The sequence below is a fragment of the Xanthomonas codiaei genome (assembly GCF_002939785.1).
In the GTDB taxonomy this organism is placed as follows: Bacteria; Pseudomonadota; Gammaproteobacteria; order Xanthomonadales; family Xanthomonadaceae; genus Xanthomonas; species Xanthomonas codiaei.
Map to the genome: position 1 here is coordinate 87,906 of NZ_MDEC01000001.1, position 15,402 is coordinate 103,307.

At 64.3% G+C, this 15,402-nt stretch carries 14 protein-coding genes and 1 pseudogene; 11 read left to right on the forward strand and 4 right to left on the reverse strand.

Translation table 11 applies throughout. The features are described 5' to 3' along the window. Positions 1-2: 2 nt before the first annotated feature. The 7 genes from XcodCFBP4690_RS00355 (at position 3) to XcodCFBP4690_RS00380 (ending at position 4,694) form a co-directional block, all read left to right on the forward strand. Entirely contained in the window at positions 3-797 is a 795-nt protein-coding gene (locus XcodCFBP4690_RS00355) for a glycosyltransferase (protein ID WP_104539096.1), read from the forward strand. Then, the gene (locus tag XcodCFBP4690_RS00360) at positions 794-1,840 is read left to right on the forward strand and encodes a glycosyltransferase family 2 protein (protein ID WP_104539097.1); all 1,047 of its coding nucleotides are present in this window, start codon (positions 794-796) and stop codon (positions 1,838-1,840) included. The genes XcodCFBP4690_RS00355 and XcodCFBP4690_RS00360 overlap by 4 nt, the downstream gene beginning before the upstream one ends. After that, positions 1,833-2,156, forward strand: a complete 324-nt coding sequence (locus tag XcodCFBP4690_RS00365; protein WP_104539098.1) for a class I SAM-dependent methyltransferase — start codon at positions 1,833-1,835, stop codon at positions 2,154-2,156. Before XcodCFBP4690_RS00360 ends, XcodCFBP4690_RS00365 begins: the two co-directional genes overlap by 8 nt. After that, positions 2,125-2,430 carry a hypothetical protein gene (locus tag XcodCFBP4690_RS22280; RefSeq protein ID WP_146091794.1) on the forward strand — a complete coding sequence of 102 codons (306 nt, stop codon included), beginning with the start codon at positions 2,125-2,127 and terminating at the stop codon, positions 2,428-2,430. Before XcodCFBP4690_RS00365 ends, XcodCFBP4690_RS22280 begins: the two co-directional genes overlap by 32 nt. Before the next feature lie 157 nt (positions 2,431-2,587). Beyond that, positions 2,588-4,324, forward strand: coding sequence for a type IV-A pilus assembly ATPase PilB (pilB, locus tag XcodCFBP4690_RS00370; RefSeq protein ID WP_104539099.1), 1,737 nt, complete (start codon positions 2,588-2,590; stop codon positions 4,322-4,324). A gap of 65 nt (positions 4,325-4,389) precedes the next feature. Next, entirely contained in the window at positions 4,390-4,509 is a 120-nt protein-coding gene (locus XcodCFBP4690_RS00375; protein WP_029220459.1) for a hypothetical protein, read from the forward strand. Between the two features lie 65 nt (positions 4,510-4,574). Next, complete coding sequence (locus tag XcodCFBP4690_RS00380; RefSeq protein WP_104539100.1) at positions 4,575-4,694, forward strand: pilus assembly protein; 120 nt, start codon at positions 4,575-4,577, stop codon at positions 4,692-4,694. Positions 4,695-5,102: 408 nt separating this feature from the next. Here the strand turns inward: XcodCFBP4690_RS00380 and XcodCFBP4690_RS00385 are convergent, their stop codons facing one another. Then, positions 5,103-6,497, reverse strand: coding sequence for a sigma-54-dependent transcriptional regulator (locus tag XcodCFBP4690_RS00385; RefSeq protein ID WP_146091795.1), 1,395 nt, complete (start codon positions 6,495-6,497; stop codon positions 5,103-5,105). 324 nt (positions 6,498-6,821) lie between these two features. Further along, a complete protein-coding gene (locus tag XcodCFBP4690_RS00390) occupies positions 6,822-8,435 on the reverse strand; it encodes a sensor histidine kinase (RefSeq protein ID WP_104539273.1) in 1,614 nt (537 codons plus the stop codon). 231 nt (positions 8,436-8,666) lie between these two features. Between XcodCFBP4690_RS00390 and sucC the strand changes: the two genes are divergently transcribed. The 4 genes from sucC to XcodCFBP4690_RS00410 all read left to right on the forward strand — a co-directional run bounded on the left by sucC (position 8,667) and on the right by XcodCFBP4690_RS00410 (position 13,190). Further along, positions 8,667-9,836: an ADP-forming succinate--CoA ligase subunit beta gene (gene sucC / locus XcodCFBP4690_RS00395; protein WP_104539102.1), complete on the forward strand. Its 1,170-nt coding sequence runs from the start codon at positions 8,667-8,669 to the stop codon at positions 9,834-9,836. 24 nt (positions 9,837-9,860) lie between these two features. After that, the gene (sucD, locus tag XcodCFBP4690_RS00400; protein ID WP_104539103.1) at positions 9,861-10,736 is read left to right on the forward strand and encodes a succinate--CoA ligase subunit alpha; all 876 of its coding nucleotides are present in this window, start codon (positions 9,861-9,863) and stop codon (positions 10,734-10,736) included. A 419-nt stretch (positions 10,737-11,155) separates the two neighbouring features. Further along, on the forward strand, positions 11,156-11,548 hold the full coding sequence (locus XcodCFBP4690_RS00405; protein ID WP_167394419.1) for an endonuclease domain-containing protein: 393 nt from the start codon (positions 11,156-11,158) through the stop codon (positions 11,546-11,548). A 1-nt stretch (position 11,549) separates the two neighbouring features. Beyond that, positions 11,550-13,190, forward strand: coding sequence for an NAD+ synthase (locus XcodCFBP4690_RS00410; RefSeq protein WP_104539105.1), 1,641 nt, complete (start codon positions 11,550-11,552; stop codon positions 13,188-13,190). An 18-nt stretch (positions 13,191-13,208) separates the two neighbouring features. Here XcodCFBP4690_RS00410 and XcodCFBP4690_RS00415 read toward each other — a convergent pair. Both XcodCFBP4690_RS00415 and XcodCFBP4690_RS00420 read right to left on the reverse strand, forming a co-directional pair. After that, positions 13,209-14,179, reverse strand: a pseudogene (locus XcodCFBP4690_RS00415) (hypothetical protein). A gap of 323 nt (positions 14,180-14,502) precedes the next feature. Next, entirely contained in the window at positions 14,503-15,384 is an 882-nt protein-coding gene (locus XcodCFBP4690_RS00420; protein WP_064511063.1) for an outer membrane protein assembly factor BamD, read from the reverse strand. Positions 15,385-15,402 lie beyond the last annotated feature (18 nt).

The window sequence follows — 15,402 nt, forward strand, 5'->3', positions numbered from 1 at the left end:
GGATGCTCGTCACTGTCGACCACGCGTTCGTAGTGCCCGCATACGGCGATTCGCCTTATCTGGACGCGTGTCTGCGCTCGCTGGCAGCGCAGTCTTCACCATCGCCAATCTGGATCAGCACGTCCACTCCCAGCCCGCAAATTGCGGGACTGGCGGCGCGCTACGGCGCCAGGTTGGTGGTGCATACCGATGCGCCGCGGGGCATCGGTCACGACTGGAATCTGGCGCTGGGGACGGCGTCTGCGCGCTGGGTCACGTTGGCGCATCAGGACGATGTCTATCTGCCCGACTTCGCAGGTCAAACCAAGGCGGCCATCGCGCAAGAGCCTGGCGCCGTGTTGGTCATGACCGGTTACGGCGAACTGGCGGGCGAGCAGCGGCGCGTAATGACGCCCATGTTGGCGGTCAAGTGGGTCTTGCAGGAGATGGGTTTTCTGGGGGCATCCGCAATTCGCTCAAGGGCTTCGAAGCGGCGGCTGTTGATGTTCGGGTGCGCGGTGCCATGCCCGTCGGTGACCGTTCGCAAGGACGCCGGCTGGGGCCTTTTCCGGGAAGATCTTAGGTTGAACCTGGATTGGGACGCGTGGACGCGCGCAGCCGATCAGCAAGGGGCGTTCGTGCGTGTGCGCAAGGTATCCATGCTGCATCGTGTGCATGCCGCAAGTACCACCAGCGACGGGGTGCTGTCGGGCATGCGAGCCACGGAGGATCTGATGATGTTCCAGCGCTTTTGGCCGCGTGTGGTTGCCGCGTTGTTGGCGCGCGTCTATCGTCTCTCCTACAGCGCCGGGGGATGACGATGCAGGCTGCAGTGCAGTACGCCACGAATGCGTGGCCAAGGACCGACGAGGCCAGGTTCGAGGTGCGCCTGGCGGTTGTGATTCCCTGCTACCGGGTAAGGAGCAAGGTGCTTGATGTGCTGGCTTCCATTCCCGCGCAGGTCGAACGCATCTACGTGGTCGACGATCATTGCCCCGACGCCAGCGGCACCTGTGTGGAGGAGCGCTGCGCGGATCCACGGGTGGTGGTGTGTCGCAATCCCTCCAACCTGGGCGTCGGGGGGGCCACGATCGCTGGCTATCGGTCCGCGGTTGCCGATGGCATGGAGATCATCGTAAAGATGGATGGCGATGGTCAGATGGATCCGGATGCGTTACCGGAGCTGATCGGGCCGATCGTCCGAGGCGAAGCCGATTACACCAAAGGCAACCGCTTCTATGACCTGGCGCAGATCGGCCGGATGCCCAAGATGCGGATTATTGGGAATGCCGCATTGTCGTTTCTGACCAAGCTGTCTTCCGGATACTGGGACATCTTCGATCCGACCAATGGCTACACAGCCGTTCACGCGAGCGTGGTGGCACGCATGCCGCTGGACAAGATCAGCCGCCGGTACTTTTTTGAAAGCGACATGCTGTTTCGCTTGAATACCATACGGGCGGTGGTGGTCGATGTGCCGATGGACGCACGGTATGGCGACGAAGTCAGCAACCTGAGTGTGCGCAAGATCGTCTTGGATTTCGCCATCCAACATCTACGCAACTTTGGAAAGCGGATCTTCTACAACTATTTCCTGCGCGACCTGTCCCTGGCATCGTTGGAGCTGGTTGCAGGTGTGCTGTTCCTGTTCTCCGGTGCGACGACCGGCGTGTTCTTCTGGCTGCAATCGGCGCAAACCGGGTATTTCAGTTCTGCAGGTAGCGTGATGCTTGCAGCGCTGCAGGTGATCGTGGGGATTCAGCTCATCCTGGGTTTCCTCGCCTACGATATCGCTGCCGTGCCCGCTCGGACTCTTCACCTGTTGGTCAATAGAAAACCGGGTGAAGGTTGGCGTGGCTGACTTCGATGAGCGCTACACCAGCTATCAGACAGATCGCGCACCGCTGAGGAAGCTGGCGCGCAAGTTCTATCTGCGCAGTGCGCAATCGTTGTTGCGCGGCCCGACGTTGGATTTCGGCTGCGGCGTGGGGGAGTTACTTGGACGGTTGCCCGAGGGGTCCAGGGGGCTTGAGTACAACGTTTCCACTGTTGCTTACTGTCGTAGCCTGGGGCTCGCGGTAGATCACTACGACGGATTCGCCGACGACTGGCAGCTGAGCGTGATCCCTGATTCGATTCGGTTCGATGGTGGTCAGTCATGTCCTCGAGCATCTTGAGGCACCGGCAGCGATTTTCAGCAAATTGGCTCGGGCCGCTCGTCGCTTGGGCGTACAACGACTGCTTGTGATCGTGCCGGGTAAGGCGGGTTTTCGCAGCGATCCCACACATCTTACCTTCATTGACGCCGAGTTCCTTTCGCGCTCAGAGTTGTTGGCCGAAACAGGTTTCAGACTGGAAAGATCACGCTATTTTCCACTCGATCAACGCTGGCTGGGCGATTGGTTCACGCATCATGAAATGCAGGCACTCTATCTAGTAAGTGGCCTTTGAAGCGCGGCCGCTTCGCTGCAGAGTTGATCCAACATGCTAGTCATGAAGTCATGAAGTCATGAAGTGCCGGAATGCAAGCGACCAGGCTGGTCAGGCAGGCATGCGCCGCTGCTACTGCCGCGATACCATAAGTGCTAAGAAATCGGGGTAGGGATCTATGAATAGCGTCGTCACGGCTAACTTGGTTGGTATCACCGGAATTGCCCGGCGTCTTGTGCAGGATGGCGCCCTAGAGGAAGCCACTGCGCGGACGGCGATGGAACAGGCGGCTGCTGCCAAGGTGCCGCTGCCGCAGTGGTTTGCCGAGAAGAGGCTGGTGTCGGCGTCTCAGTTGGCGGCAGCCAACGCCGTGGAATTCGGTATGCCGCTGATGGATGTGTCGGCGTTCGACGCTAGCCAGAATGCGGTCAAGCTAGTCAGTGAAGAGTTGCTCCAGAAGTACCAGGTGCTGCCGCTGTTCAAGCGCGGCAACCGGTTGTTCGTGGGGGTGAGCAACCCGACCCAGACGCGGGCGCTGGATGACATCAAATTTCATACCAACCTGGTGGTTGAGCCGATCCTGGTCGACGAGGACCAAATCCGGCGTACCCTGGAACAATGGCAGGCCAGTAACGCCTCGCTAGGCGCGTCGCTCGGTAACGACGACGAGGATGTGGGGGATCTGGATGTATCGGCCGGGGACGAGGACATGGGCGCCGGCGGGGATTCCGGGGTCGATGCCAAGGGTGACGACACGCCGGTGGTGAAGTTCGTCAACAAGGTGCTGGTGGATGCGATCAGGCGGGGAGCCTCCGACATCCACTTCGAGCCATATGAAGACGACTACCGGGTGCGCTTGCGCATCGATGGACTGCTGAAGAACGTGGCGAAGGCGCCGGTGAAGCTGAACCAGCGCATCGCGGCACGTCTGAAGGTGATGTCGCAGCTGGATATCGCCGAGAAGCGGGTGCCGCAGGACGGACGCATCAAGCTCAACCTGTCCAAGACCAAGCAGATCGACTTCCGTGTCAGTACCTTGCCGACGCTGTTCGGCGAGAAGGTGGTGCTGCGTATTCTGGATGGCAGTGCTGCCAAGCTGGGTATCGACAAGCTTGGCTATGAGGCGGACCAGCAGAAGTTGTTTCTGGAGGCGATCCACAAGCCCTACGGGATGGTGCTGGTGACCGGGCCGACTGGCTCGGGCAAGACGGTGTCGCTATACACGGCGCTGGGTATCCTCAACGACGAGACGCGCAATATCTCCACGGCTGAGGATCCAGTCGAAATCCGCTTACCCGGCGTCAACCAGGTGCAGCAGAACAACAAGCGCGGCATGACCTTCGCTGCGGCCTTGCGTTCGTTTCTGCGCCAGGACCCGGACATCATCATGGTCGGCGAAATCCGCGACCTGGAGACCGCTGAGATCGCGATCAAGGCGGCGCAGACCGGCCACATGGTGTTGTCGACACTGCACACCAATGACGCCCCGCAAACCATCGCGCGTTTGATGAACATGGGCATTGCGCCTTACAACATCACTTCGTCGGTGACCCTGGTCATCGCGCAGCGTCTGGCGCGGCGGTTGTGTAACCACTGCAAGCGCAAGTCGACGCTGCCTGAAAATGCGTTGCTGGCCGAGGGTTTTACGCCTGAGCAGATCGCCGCGGGAATCGAGCTGTACGAGGCGGTGGGTTGCGACGAGTGCACCGAAGGCTACAAGGGGCGTACCGGTATCTATCAGGTAATGCCGATGACCGACGAGATCGGTGCGATCGTGCTGGAAGGCGGCAATGCGATGCAGATCGCGGAAGCGGCGCAGAAGATCGGCATCCGCGATTTGCGTCAGTCGGCGTTGATGAAGGCTGCGCATGGGGTGACCAGTCTGGCGGAGATCAATCGGGTGACCAAAGACTAGGCGCCCTCATCCGCCCTTCGGGCACCTTCTCCCGCAGGCGGGAGAAGGACGAAGGCGGCAACGCGATGCAGATCGCCGAGGCGGCGCAGAAGATCGGCATCCGCGATTTGCGTCAATCGGCGTTGATGAAGGCTGCGCATGGGGTGACCAGTCTGGCCGAGATCAATCGGGTGACCAAGGACTAGGCGCCCTCATCCGCCCTTCGGGCACCTTCTCCCGCAGGCGCGAGAAGGACGAAGGCGGCAACGCGATGCAGATCGCCGAGGCGGCGCAGAAGATCGGCATCCGCGATTTGCGGCAGTTGGCGTTGATGAAGGCTGCGCATGGGGTGACCAGCCTGGCGGAGATCAATCGGGTGACCAAGGACTAGGCGCCCTCATCCGCCCTTCGGGCACCTTCTCCCGCAGGCGGGAGAAGGGAGTTTGTCGAGGTTGTCTTGCGGGTCGGTAATGCGTCGATACGCGCTCGGGTGCGGTTGGCGCGGGTGCGGCAGGACTTGGGGCGACGAACAAGAGGATTGCACAGCGGACGGGCGAACGCGGTCTGTGCTTGGTTCATCATCGCCCTATGATCCATAGGCTATAAATTCTGCATCCTCTGCGGACAAACGTCGGACGCCTCGGCTCTCACCCGAAAGACTTCAAAACGAGCACCTCCAGACGACAGGCACAGGTCCCGTGGAGGTTTCGGAGCATCTCAAGACGACAGGCACAGGTCCCGTGGGGATTTCGGGCCAAAGACGGCAGGCGTAGGTCATGTGCAGGTGCCCAGCAGCCCGCTACTCCATCCCCAGCTTCTTGAGCTTGTAGCGCAGCGCGCGGAACGTGATGCCCAATTGGGCGGCAGTCTTGGTCTTGTTCCAGCGGTTTTCCTCCAGCGCTTTCTGGATCGCGGCACGCTCCAGTTGTTCGATGTAGGAGGGTAGGGCGGCCGAGGCAGGGTCGATATCGACCACGGCTTCGCGTGGCTCGACTGCGGCGGCGCCGGGGCTGGCTGCCAGGCGGTGGCCGCCGTGGGCGGGCAGGCGCAGGTCGCTGGCGCTGATCTGGTCGTCCTCGGCCAGGGCCAGGGCGCGTTCGAGGATGTTTTCCAGCTCGCGGACGTTGCCGGGGAAGCCGTACTGGTCCAGCGCATCGAGTGCGGAGGGCGTGAGCAGGGGGATCGTGCGGCCGTGGCTATGCGCCAGCCGCGCGATGATGGCGGCGGCCAGCTGCGGCAGGTCGCCGCCGCGTTCGCGTAGCGGCGGCACGCGCAGTTCGATCACGTTGATGCGGTAGTACAGATCGTGCCGAAAGCGCCCATCGGAAACTAGGTCGCCCAGGTCCTTGTGGGTGGCCGACAGGATGCGCACGTCCACCAGGGTTTCGCCGGAGGCGCCGACCGGGCGCACCGATTTTTCCTGGATCGCACGCAGCAGCTTGACCTGCATCTGCAGCGGCAGTTCGGCCACTTCGTCCAGGAACAAGGTGCCGCCATGCGCGGCCTGGAATAGGCCGGGCTTGTCGGCATGGGCGCCGGTGAAGCTGCCCTTCTTGTGGCCGAAGAACTCGCTTTCCATCAGTTCGGCAGGAATCGCGCCGCAGTTGACCGGCACGAAAGGGCCGGCGGCACGTGCGCCCTGTTCGTGGATGGTACGCGCGACCAGCTCCTTGCCCACGCCCGATTCGCCGACGATGTAGACCGGTGCCTGGCTGCGCGCCACCTTGCCGATGGTGGCGCGCAGGCCTTCCATCGCCGTCGAATCGCCGAGCAGGCGGCTGGCCTGCTCCGGCGGCGGCGCTGGCGGCGCGGGGCGGTCGCGGTTGTTCAATTCCAGCGCATGCTTGACCAGGCCACGCAGCACGCCGATGTCCACCGGTTTGCTGACGAAGTCGAAGGCGCCGGCCTTCAGGGCTTCCACTGCCAGGTCCATGCTGCCGAAGGCGGTGATCATCGCCACCGGTGTCTGCGGGTACTGCTTGGCGATCTCGGTGACCAGTTCGATGCCGTTGCCATCGGGCAGGCGCATGTCGGTCAGGCAGAGATCGTAGGGATTGCTGGCCAGCAGCTCGCGCGCTTCGGCCAGGTTGGCGGCGGTGCTGATGCGCAGGCCCATGCGGCCCAGGGTGAGAACAAGCAACTCGCGGATATCACGCTCGTCATCGACAACCAGGGCGCTTTTGGGTTCGTTCATGCTGCGCACGATAGCCCAGCGTGATGACTGTCGACAATTGCTGCCTGGGTTGGAGGCCAACCGTTCACCCACAGCGCGCGTGCATCGATACGGCGTTTCACCTGGCAGCAAGGGCGGGTGGCGGCTGGCGAAAAGGCGATGCCGAGCTGCTGCGCGCCGGAGCGCATCCGCCTGCGCCAGCCTTGCATGTTCGAACCGGGCGCGATGGGCAAGCTGCGTGTTCTGCGGCGTCTGCGAGTTCGGCTACCGCGACCTGCTGCGTTCGATCGGCGCGTGCGGTCGATCTGATTGGCCACCTGCCAGACCCCGCCAGCGGCCACGCACCTACTTGCCAAGCAAGCCGTTTGGCCCCTGCAGCGAGATCCGGAAACACGCGCCGCCGCCGGGAACCGACACGTACTCCAGTTGTGCCTGGTTGGCGCGGCAGAGCTCCTGGGCGATGTACAGGCCGAGCCCGGTGCCGTGCTCGGAGGTGGTGTAGAAGGGGCGGAACAGCTGCGCGGCAACCGTGTCCGGGATGCCGGGGCCGCGGTCGATCACATCGATGACGGCCATGCGGTCCTGCCGCTTGACCCGCAGCTTCACCCGCGCCGGCTCGTCCATCACCCGGCCGTACTTCAGCGCATTGTGGACCAGTGCGGTAAGGATCTGGTGCAGGTGTTTTGGGTCGACCAGGGCATTGACGGCGCTGCCCTGGATGCTAGCCTCCAGGATGTCGGTCTCCATCGACAGGGTTTGCCGATACTCGACCACGAAGCGGCGTACAAAGGCGGCCAGGTCCAGGTTTTCGGGATTGGCGCGCTCGCGGCGGGCCAGCCCGAGCACGCTTTCGACGATGCCGTTGGTGCGCTGGCACTGCTGGTTGATGATCTGCAGCAGGCGGCGGTCGGCATCGCCGATGTCCGGCGATTCTTCCAGCAACTGCGAGGCGTAGCTGATCGCGGCCAGCGGGTTGCGGATTTCATGCGCCAGGCTGGCCGAGAAACGGCCCATGGCCGACAAGGTCAGCGATTCGGCGCGGCGCGACACCACCGTGGCGTCGTCCAGGAACACTAGTACCAGGTCGCTGTCGGCCAGCAGGCGCACGAAACGGGGCTGCACCTCCGGGCGGTCGGCGCCCAGTTGCAGCGGGACTTCTTCCTGGCGCCAGCCGCTGCGCCAGCGCTGCAGCCGGCGCGCCAGCTCCGGGGTGAGCGCCACCAGCGACAGGTCCACCGGCGTATTGCGCTGGTCGCCATCGCCCAGCAGGGCCACGGCCGCCTCGTTGGCCAGCGAGATGCGGTTGTGGGCATCCACCACCAGCACGCCGGTACGCATGCGCCGGATGATCAGCTCGTTGATCTCGTAGAGGTTGGCGACCTGCGCGCCGCGCTCTTCGGCCAGGACCTGGTTGCGCCGCGCGCGCGCGGCGATCTGTTCGCAGATGAAGGCCACCGCGACGTAGCTGGTGACGAACATCGCCAGCTCCGCCACCGGCCGATTGGCGCCGCCGCCTTCCAGCAGGGTCCACAGGTACTCCAGCACGATGGCGGCGCTGGCCAGTAGCGCGATGCTCATGCCGTAGCGCAGCCGCAACAGGGTTGCGGCGGCGGCCACGTTGAACAGCAGCATCATCGCGATGCCGGCGCTGGCGCCAGGCAGGGCGTGCGTGGCCAGGGTTGCGGCCAGGATGTCGGCGACCACGGCGCATAGCACGGTGGCGGTGAGCCGGCGCTCGCTGCGCCCCCAGAACAGCAAGGGGATGGCCATGCACAGGTAGCCGATCGCCACTGCCGCCGCCAGGCGCGGGTAGCGTGGCTCGGGAATGGCATCGGACAAGGGGCTGAACACCAGGGCGGCGATCAGGCCCGCCACCAGCACCCGGTACAGCGAAAAGAAGTACAGCTCGCGCTGCGGCGCGGACTGGACCCGGGCGATGAGCGATGCGATGGATGTCAAGCCGATTTCCCGCCGGGACAAGCCGCGAGTATAGGCAGGTGCGGGGGATGGGCAGTGCGTGGGCACATCGTCCGGCGATGCGCAAGCGTGGCGATGGGGTGACCCATTCCGGCCAATTTTGCGCCGCAGGGCGTGGTCGGCCACAATAGGCGGCCCGTTCGCGTCCTGAGACGTGCCGCCCCGGCGGTCTGCGTTGCACGCAGCGGTCGTTTCCTTTTCCCACGGTGACGCATGAATTTCCACGAATACCAGTCAAAACAGCTGCTTGCCGAGTACGGCATCCCCGTTCCGGCCGGCAAGGTCGCGGCGACCCCGGACGAAGCGGTTGAAGTCGCCAATTCTCTGGGCCAGGGCCCCTGGATGGTGAAAGCGCAGATCCACGCGGGCGGCCGCGGCAAGGCTGGCGGCGTCAAGTTCTGCAAGACCACCGACGACGTGAAGGCCGCAGCGGCCAAGATGCTCGGCACCAAGATGTCGACCTACCAGACCGCCGGCGTCGAGCTGCCGGTCAACCTGGTGCTGGTGACCACCGCCGGCGAGATCGTCAAGGAGCTGTACCTGTCGATCCTGGTCGACCGCGGCACCAAGACCATCACCTACATCGCTTCGTCCGAAGGCGGCGTGGAGATCGAGCAGGTCGCGGCCGAAACGCCGGAGCTGATCCACTCGCTCAACGTCGATTTCGTCGAAGGCGTGCAGGGCTACCACGGCCGCGATTTCGGCTTCAAGCTGGGCCTCAATGCCAAGCAGGCCGGCCAGTTCGCCAGCATCATGGTGAACCTGTACCGCCTGTTCAACGAAAAGGACCTGGCGCTGGTTGAAATCAACCCGCTGGCGATCCTGGACGACGGCAACCTGTATGCGCTGGACGGCAAGTTCGACAGCGACGACAACGCCGCGTTCCGGCAGAAGCAGCTGGTCGCCATGCGCGACAAGACACAGGAAGACGAGACCGAAGTGACCGCCTCGGAGCTGGACATCAACTACGTCACCATGGACGGCAACATCGGCTGCATGGTCAACGGCGCCGGCCTGGCCATGGCCACCATGGACGTGATCAAGCTCAATGGCGGCGAGCCGGCGAACTTCCTGGACGTGGGCGGCGGTGCGAACAAGCAGCGCGTCATCGAGGCGTTCAAGCTGATCCTGTCCTCGGACAAGGTCGAAGGCATCTTCGTCAACATCTTCGGCGGCATCGTCCGCTGCGACATGATTGCCGAAGGCATCATTGCCGCGGTCAAGGAAGTGGGCGTCAAGGTTCCGGTCGTGGTGCGCCTGGAAGGCACCAATGTGGAAGAAGGCAAGCAGCTGCTGCGCGATAGCGGCATGGCCATCATCCCGGCCGACAACATCAACGACGGTGCCAAGAAGGTCGTCGAAGCTGTCAAGAACGCCGCCTGATTCACGACACCGAAGGAACTATCCATGTCCGTTTTGATTAACAAGAACACCAAGGTGATCGTGCAGGGCTTCACCGGCCAGCAGGGCACCTTCCACGCCACCCAGATGGTCGAATACGGCACCCAGGTCGTCGGCGGCGTGACCCCCGGCAAGGGCGGCACCACCCATATCGACCTGCCGGTGTTCAACACCGTGGCCGACGCCGTGAAGGCCACCGGCGCCGATGCGTCGGTGATCTACGTGCCGCCGCCGTACGCGGCCGACGCGATCCTGGAAGCGGCTGCGGCCGGCATCAAGGTCATCGTCTGCATCACCGAAGGCATCCCGGTGCTGGACATGCTGCGCGTCAAGAACGTGCTGACCCGTTCGCATCCGGACACCGTGCTGATCGGGCCGAACTGCCCCGGCGTGATCACCCCGGGCGAGTGCAAGATCGGCATCATGCCGGGCCACATCCACAAGCCGGGCAAGATCGGCATCGTGTCGCGTTCGGGCACGCTGACCTATGAAGCGGTCAAGCAGACCACCGAAGTGGGCCTGGGCCAGAGCACCTGCATCGGCATCGGTGGCGACCCGATCAATGGCCTGAACTTCGTCGACTGCCTCAAGCTGTTCAACGAAGACCCGCAGACCGAAGGCATCATCATGGTCGGCGAGATCGGCGGCGACGCCGAGGAAGCCGGTGCCGAGTACATCAAGAACCACGTCAAGAAGCCGGTCGTGGGCTTCATCGCCGGTGCCTCGGCTCCGGCCGGCAAGCGCATGGGCCACGCCGGTGCGATCGCATCGGGCGGCAAGGGCACCGCCGAAGGCAAGTTCGCGGCGATGGAAGCGGCCGGCGTCAAGACTGTCCGTTCGCCGGGCGATCTGGGTGCGGCGATTGCTGCGCTGGTGAAGTAAGTACGCCGCACGTGCAAGCGTGTGGGTTTCAGAGGCCGCCTTCGGGCGGCCTTTTTTGTGGGCGTTTGAGAGCATTCCCTCATCCGCCCTTCGGGCACCTTCTCCCGCAGGCGGGAGAAGGGAGCAACGGCAATATCGAGAGCAATAGCAGCAACGGCAGGAGCAACTGCTGAGATCCTGTTTCCTAGGAATGCCAGGTTGGTCATGGCCTGCTTGATCGAGCGATTGCGCCACGTTCGTGCAACTACCGCTGCCCAAGCCCTCGCCGGCTGCGACATCTCCTCTCCCGCGTGCGGGAGAGGGGTAGGGGTGAGGGCGCCTTCCACACGGCGAACTCCGACGTCAAAGCGCCATCAACCCCGATAGTGCCACCCGGGCGGTACGAGCCAACCTTGACCATCCTCCTGCCGGGAATGTCCATGCGCCCTGCCGCCAAGACCGGATTCGCCAAGCATCTGCGTAGCGAGATGACCGCAGCCGAGCGCGCGCTCTGGTGCCGGTTGCGAGATCGACGCCTGCTCGGCTTCAAGTTCCGGCGTCAGTTTCCCATCGGGCCTTATATCGTCGATTTCGTCTGCCTCGCCCGGGCGTTGATCGTCGAAATCGACGGTAGCCAGCACCTGCTGCCCGACGCGGACGCCACGCGCAATGCCTTCCTGCACGGCGAGGGCTTCCAGGTGCTGCGCTTCTGGAATAATGCGGTTCTGGCCAGCGGCGAGGACGTCTGCGAGATGATCGCGCGAGGTCTGCTTGCGGCTCGTTCCTCCCTTCCCGCTTCCGTGCTTCGGAAAACACACGCACAAGGCCGCTGACATGTCCCAGACCCTCCGCATCGCCATGGCCCAGTTCGACTTCCCAGTCGGCGCGGTGGCCCAGAACACTGATCGCATCATCGACTTCATCGCAGCCGCACGCGACGAGTTCGATGCGGACATCGTGCTGTTTCCCGAGCTGGCGATCAGCGGCTATCCGCCGGAAGACCTGTTGCTGCGCCCGGGTTTTCTGGCCCATTGCGAGCAGGCGCTGGCGCGGATCGCGAGCGCCACGCGCGGCATCGTCGCCGTGGTCGGTTGGCCGCAGAGCGCCGGCAGCGTGGTGTACAACGCCGCCAGCGTGCTGCGCGATGGCCGGATCGAGGCGACCTATCGCAAGCGCGAGCTGCCCAACTACGCCGTATTCGACGAACGCCGCTATTTCGACGTGGATCCGGATGGCGACGACTGCGTGGTCACGGTCAAGGGCGTGCAGGTAGGGGTGGTGATCTGCGAGGACCTGTGGTTTGCCGAGCCGCTGGCGAAAACCGTGCAGGCCGGTGCCGAGCTGGTGCTGGTGCCCAACGCCTCGCCGTACGAGCGCGGCAAGCACGCGCAGCGCGATGCGCTGCTGGCCGAGCGCACCCGCGAGAGTGGGGCGGCGATTGCCTATCTCAATGTGGTCGGTGGCCAGGACGCGCTGGTGTTCGATGGCGCCTCGGTGGTGGCCGACGGCAACGGCACCGTGCACCCGGCCGCTGCCGCGTTCGTGGACCAGTGGCTGGTGGTGGACTATGCCGCCGACGAGCGCAGTTTCACCCCGGTGGTCTGGGTGGACGATGGCGACGAAAGCATGGATGCGCTGGCCTGGCGCGCGGTGGTGCGGGGCCTGCAGGACTATTGCCGCAAGAATGGTTTCGGCAAGGTTTGGCTGGGCTTGTCCGGCGGTATCGATTCGGCATTGGTGTTGGCGATGGCCGTGGATGCATTGGGCGCCGACAACGTTACCGCGGTGCGGCTGCCCTCGCGCTACACCGCGAACCTGTCCAATGATCTGGCCGATGAGCAGTGCCGCGCGCTGGGCGTGAAGCTGGAAACCGTTGCGATCGCGCCGGTGTTCGAGGGGCTGCTCGCCGCACTGGGGCCGATGTTCGAAGGCACCCAGCCGGACATCACCGAAGAGAACCTGCAGTCGCGCAGCCGCGGGGTGATCCTGATGGCGCTGTCCAATAAGTTCGGCGGGCTGTTGCTGACCACCGGCAACAAGAGCGAATACGCGGTGGGCTACGCGACCATCTATGGCGACATGTGCGGTGGCTATGCGCCGCTCAAGGATCTGTACAAGACCGAAGTGTTCGGCCTGGCCAAATGGCGCAACACGGTGGGTGGCGCGCCGGTGATCCCGCCGGCGGTGATCTCGCGGCCGCCGTCGGCAGAGCTGCGCGACAACCAGACCGACCAGGATTCGCTGCCGCCCTACGATGTGCTCGACGGCATCCTGTACCGCTACGTCGATCAGGAGCAGTCGCGCGACGACATCGTGGCTGCCGGGTATGCGGCCGACACGGTGGAGCATGTGTTGCGGCTGGTGCGCATCAACGAATGGAAGCGCCACCAGGCCGCGCCGGGGCCGAAGGTGTCGCGGCGTGCGTTCGGGCGTGAACGTCGCTATCCGATCACCAACGGCTATTTCGGGCAGTAGCCGGATCGGCGATTCCGCTCAGTCCTCCGGCGCATCGGCTGCCGCTGCGGCGGCAGGTGGCTGGGCGAAGCGGGTGAGCAGGTCCAGCGTCGGCTTGGGCCGTGTCAGGTCGTACATCAGGCCGAAGTGGCCTTCGACACCAGCGATGGTGGTCTGGTCCAGCAGCTCGTAGACGTTCACCTCGGCCACCACGTCGGTATAGCGGTCGCGCACGGTGCGTAACAGCTGGGCCAGGCTGTCGTAACAGCCGCGGTCGCCTTCTGCGCCGCCGCTGACATTGCCGGTGTAGACCTCGGCGCAGTTGAGCTCGTTGAAGACACCGGCGTGTTGTAGGTCTGCGCGGCTGCGCGCAGCTGGCCTAGATACAGCTCTGTCCAGTAGCCGGCGTCGTGATGGAAGGCGTAGTAATGGAAGCTGATGTGGTCGAAGGCAAAGCCGGCCGCCCTGGCCTTGGCCAGGAACCAGAGTGAGCCGTTGCGATTGCCGGGGCAGCGCGCGGTTGCGCTGTGATCGTCGCTGTTGCAGGCGGTGATGTTGATGGTGAAGCGCAACCCGGCACCCAGCTCGTTGGATGCCTGCCGCATGCCCTGGTACATCGTGGTCATCGCCGCAATCCTGGCATCGGCCTCGGCACGCACCAGATCCTGCTCGTTGCCGATCTCCCAGACCTTGATGTCGGCGGCATAGCGGCGCGCCAACCGATGGCCGATCTCGCGCGACATCGGGTAGACCATCGGGCGCAAGGTGATGCCATACCTGCGTGCGAGCGGAACCAGTGCATCGAGGGTGGCGTAGTCGCGCGGATCCACGTCGAAGCGGTAACTGCGCAGGTTGCGCGCGGCCAGCAGCTTGAAGCGGGCCTCTGCCTGCGTCATGGCATAAGCGGGCCGGTTGTCGTGGGCATTGACGCCGTAGACGATGGGGGCGGCATGGGTGGTCGCCGCCGATAGCAGCAGGCTGAGCGCAAACAGGATCCGGTGAGCAGACATGCAGCCTCCTTGGCGCGAGCCGGCAGGATGTCGAAGCGTCTTCGAGTCAGCAGTATAGGAAGCCTTGCCACGCCGTTCGGTGACCTGGTACCGGGTCCGGGACATGCGCCATGGAGCCGGCGCGGGATGCGATGCCCGCCTGAACCACGCCGCGCGACCGCGCGCACCCGGTGCGCGTACATGCCTCATCAGCCCAGAGCACATGGCGCCTGCCACGCGGAGCGGTCCTATCGATCAGGTGCCTGCATTGCACCGCCTGCCGGCACTGCAGCAATAAAAAAGGGGCCTTGCGGCCCCTTTTGGTGACATCGACGGCCGATGGCTCAATCGCGATTCATCTGTGCGTTGCGCTGCCCGGTGGCGGCGGACTTTTCGCCGGCAAACGGGTTGAGCTTACGGATGGCCCAGGGGTACTTCGGCCAGTTGCCGCTCAGCCACGGGTGCTGGGGGCTGTTGAGTTCGAGCACGCGGCGCGCGTCGGCGGCCAGGGTCTTGTTTCCCAGATGCGTGTAGGCCTCGGCCAGCACCGCCACCGCGTCGTACTGGTAGGCGCTCTGCGGATAGGTTTCCAGCAAGTAGTTGGCGCGGCCGGCCGCCGACACCCAGGCATTGCGGCGCAGGTAGTACAGCGCGTTGTCCAGCTCGTGCTGGGCAAAGATGTCGCGCAGCTCGATCATCCGCTTGCGCGCATCGGCGGCGTAGCGGCTGTTCGGGTAGCGGTCGGTGACGGTGTTGAAGTCGTTGTAGGCCTGCTGCGGCGACGACAGGTCGCGGCGGCTCGGGTCCAGCGACCACACCCGGCGCAGGAACACCGTGTCGCGGTTGCTGTTGGCCAGCCCGCGCAGGTAGTACAGGTAGGCGATGTTGCGATGGGTCGGGTAGGTGCGGATGAAGCGGTCGACGCTGGACACGGTGTCGTCGTGCTTGCCGGCCTTGTACTGCGCGTAGGCGCTTTCGATCATCGCCTGTTCGGTGTACGGGCCGTACGGGTACTGGGCCTGCAGGCGCTTGAAGCTGGCTTCGGCGCCGGCCCAGTTGCCTTTCTCCATCAGCTCATGGGCCTTGCCGTAGAGTTGCTCGACCGGCATGCCCTCGTCGGGATTCTTGTCCTTGGCGCCGCGGTGGCAGCCGGTGACGACGAACGCCATGACCAGCATGAGGGCAATCAGGCGCGCAGGCGCGGAAAACGTGGACCGTCGGATCATGGGTCTGGGCAGGACGCA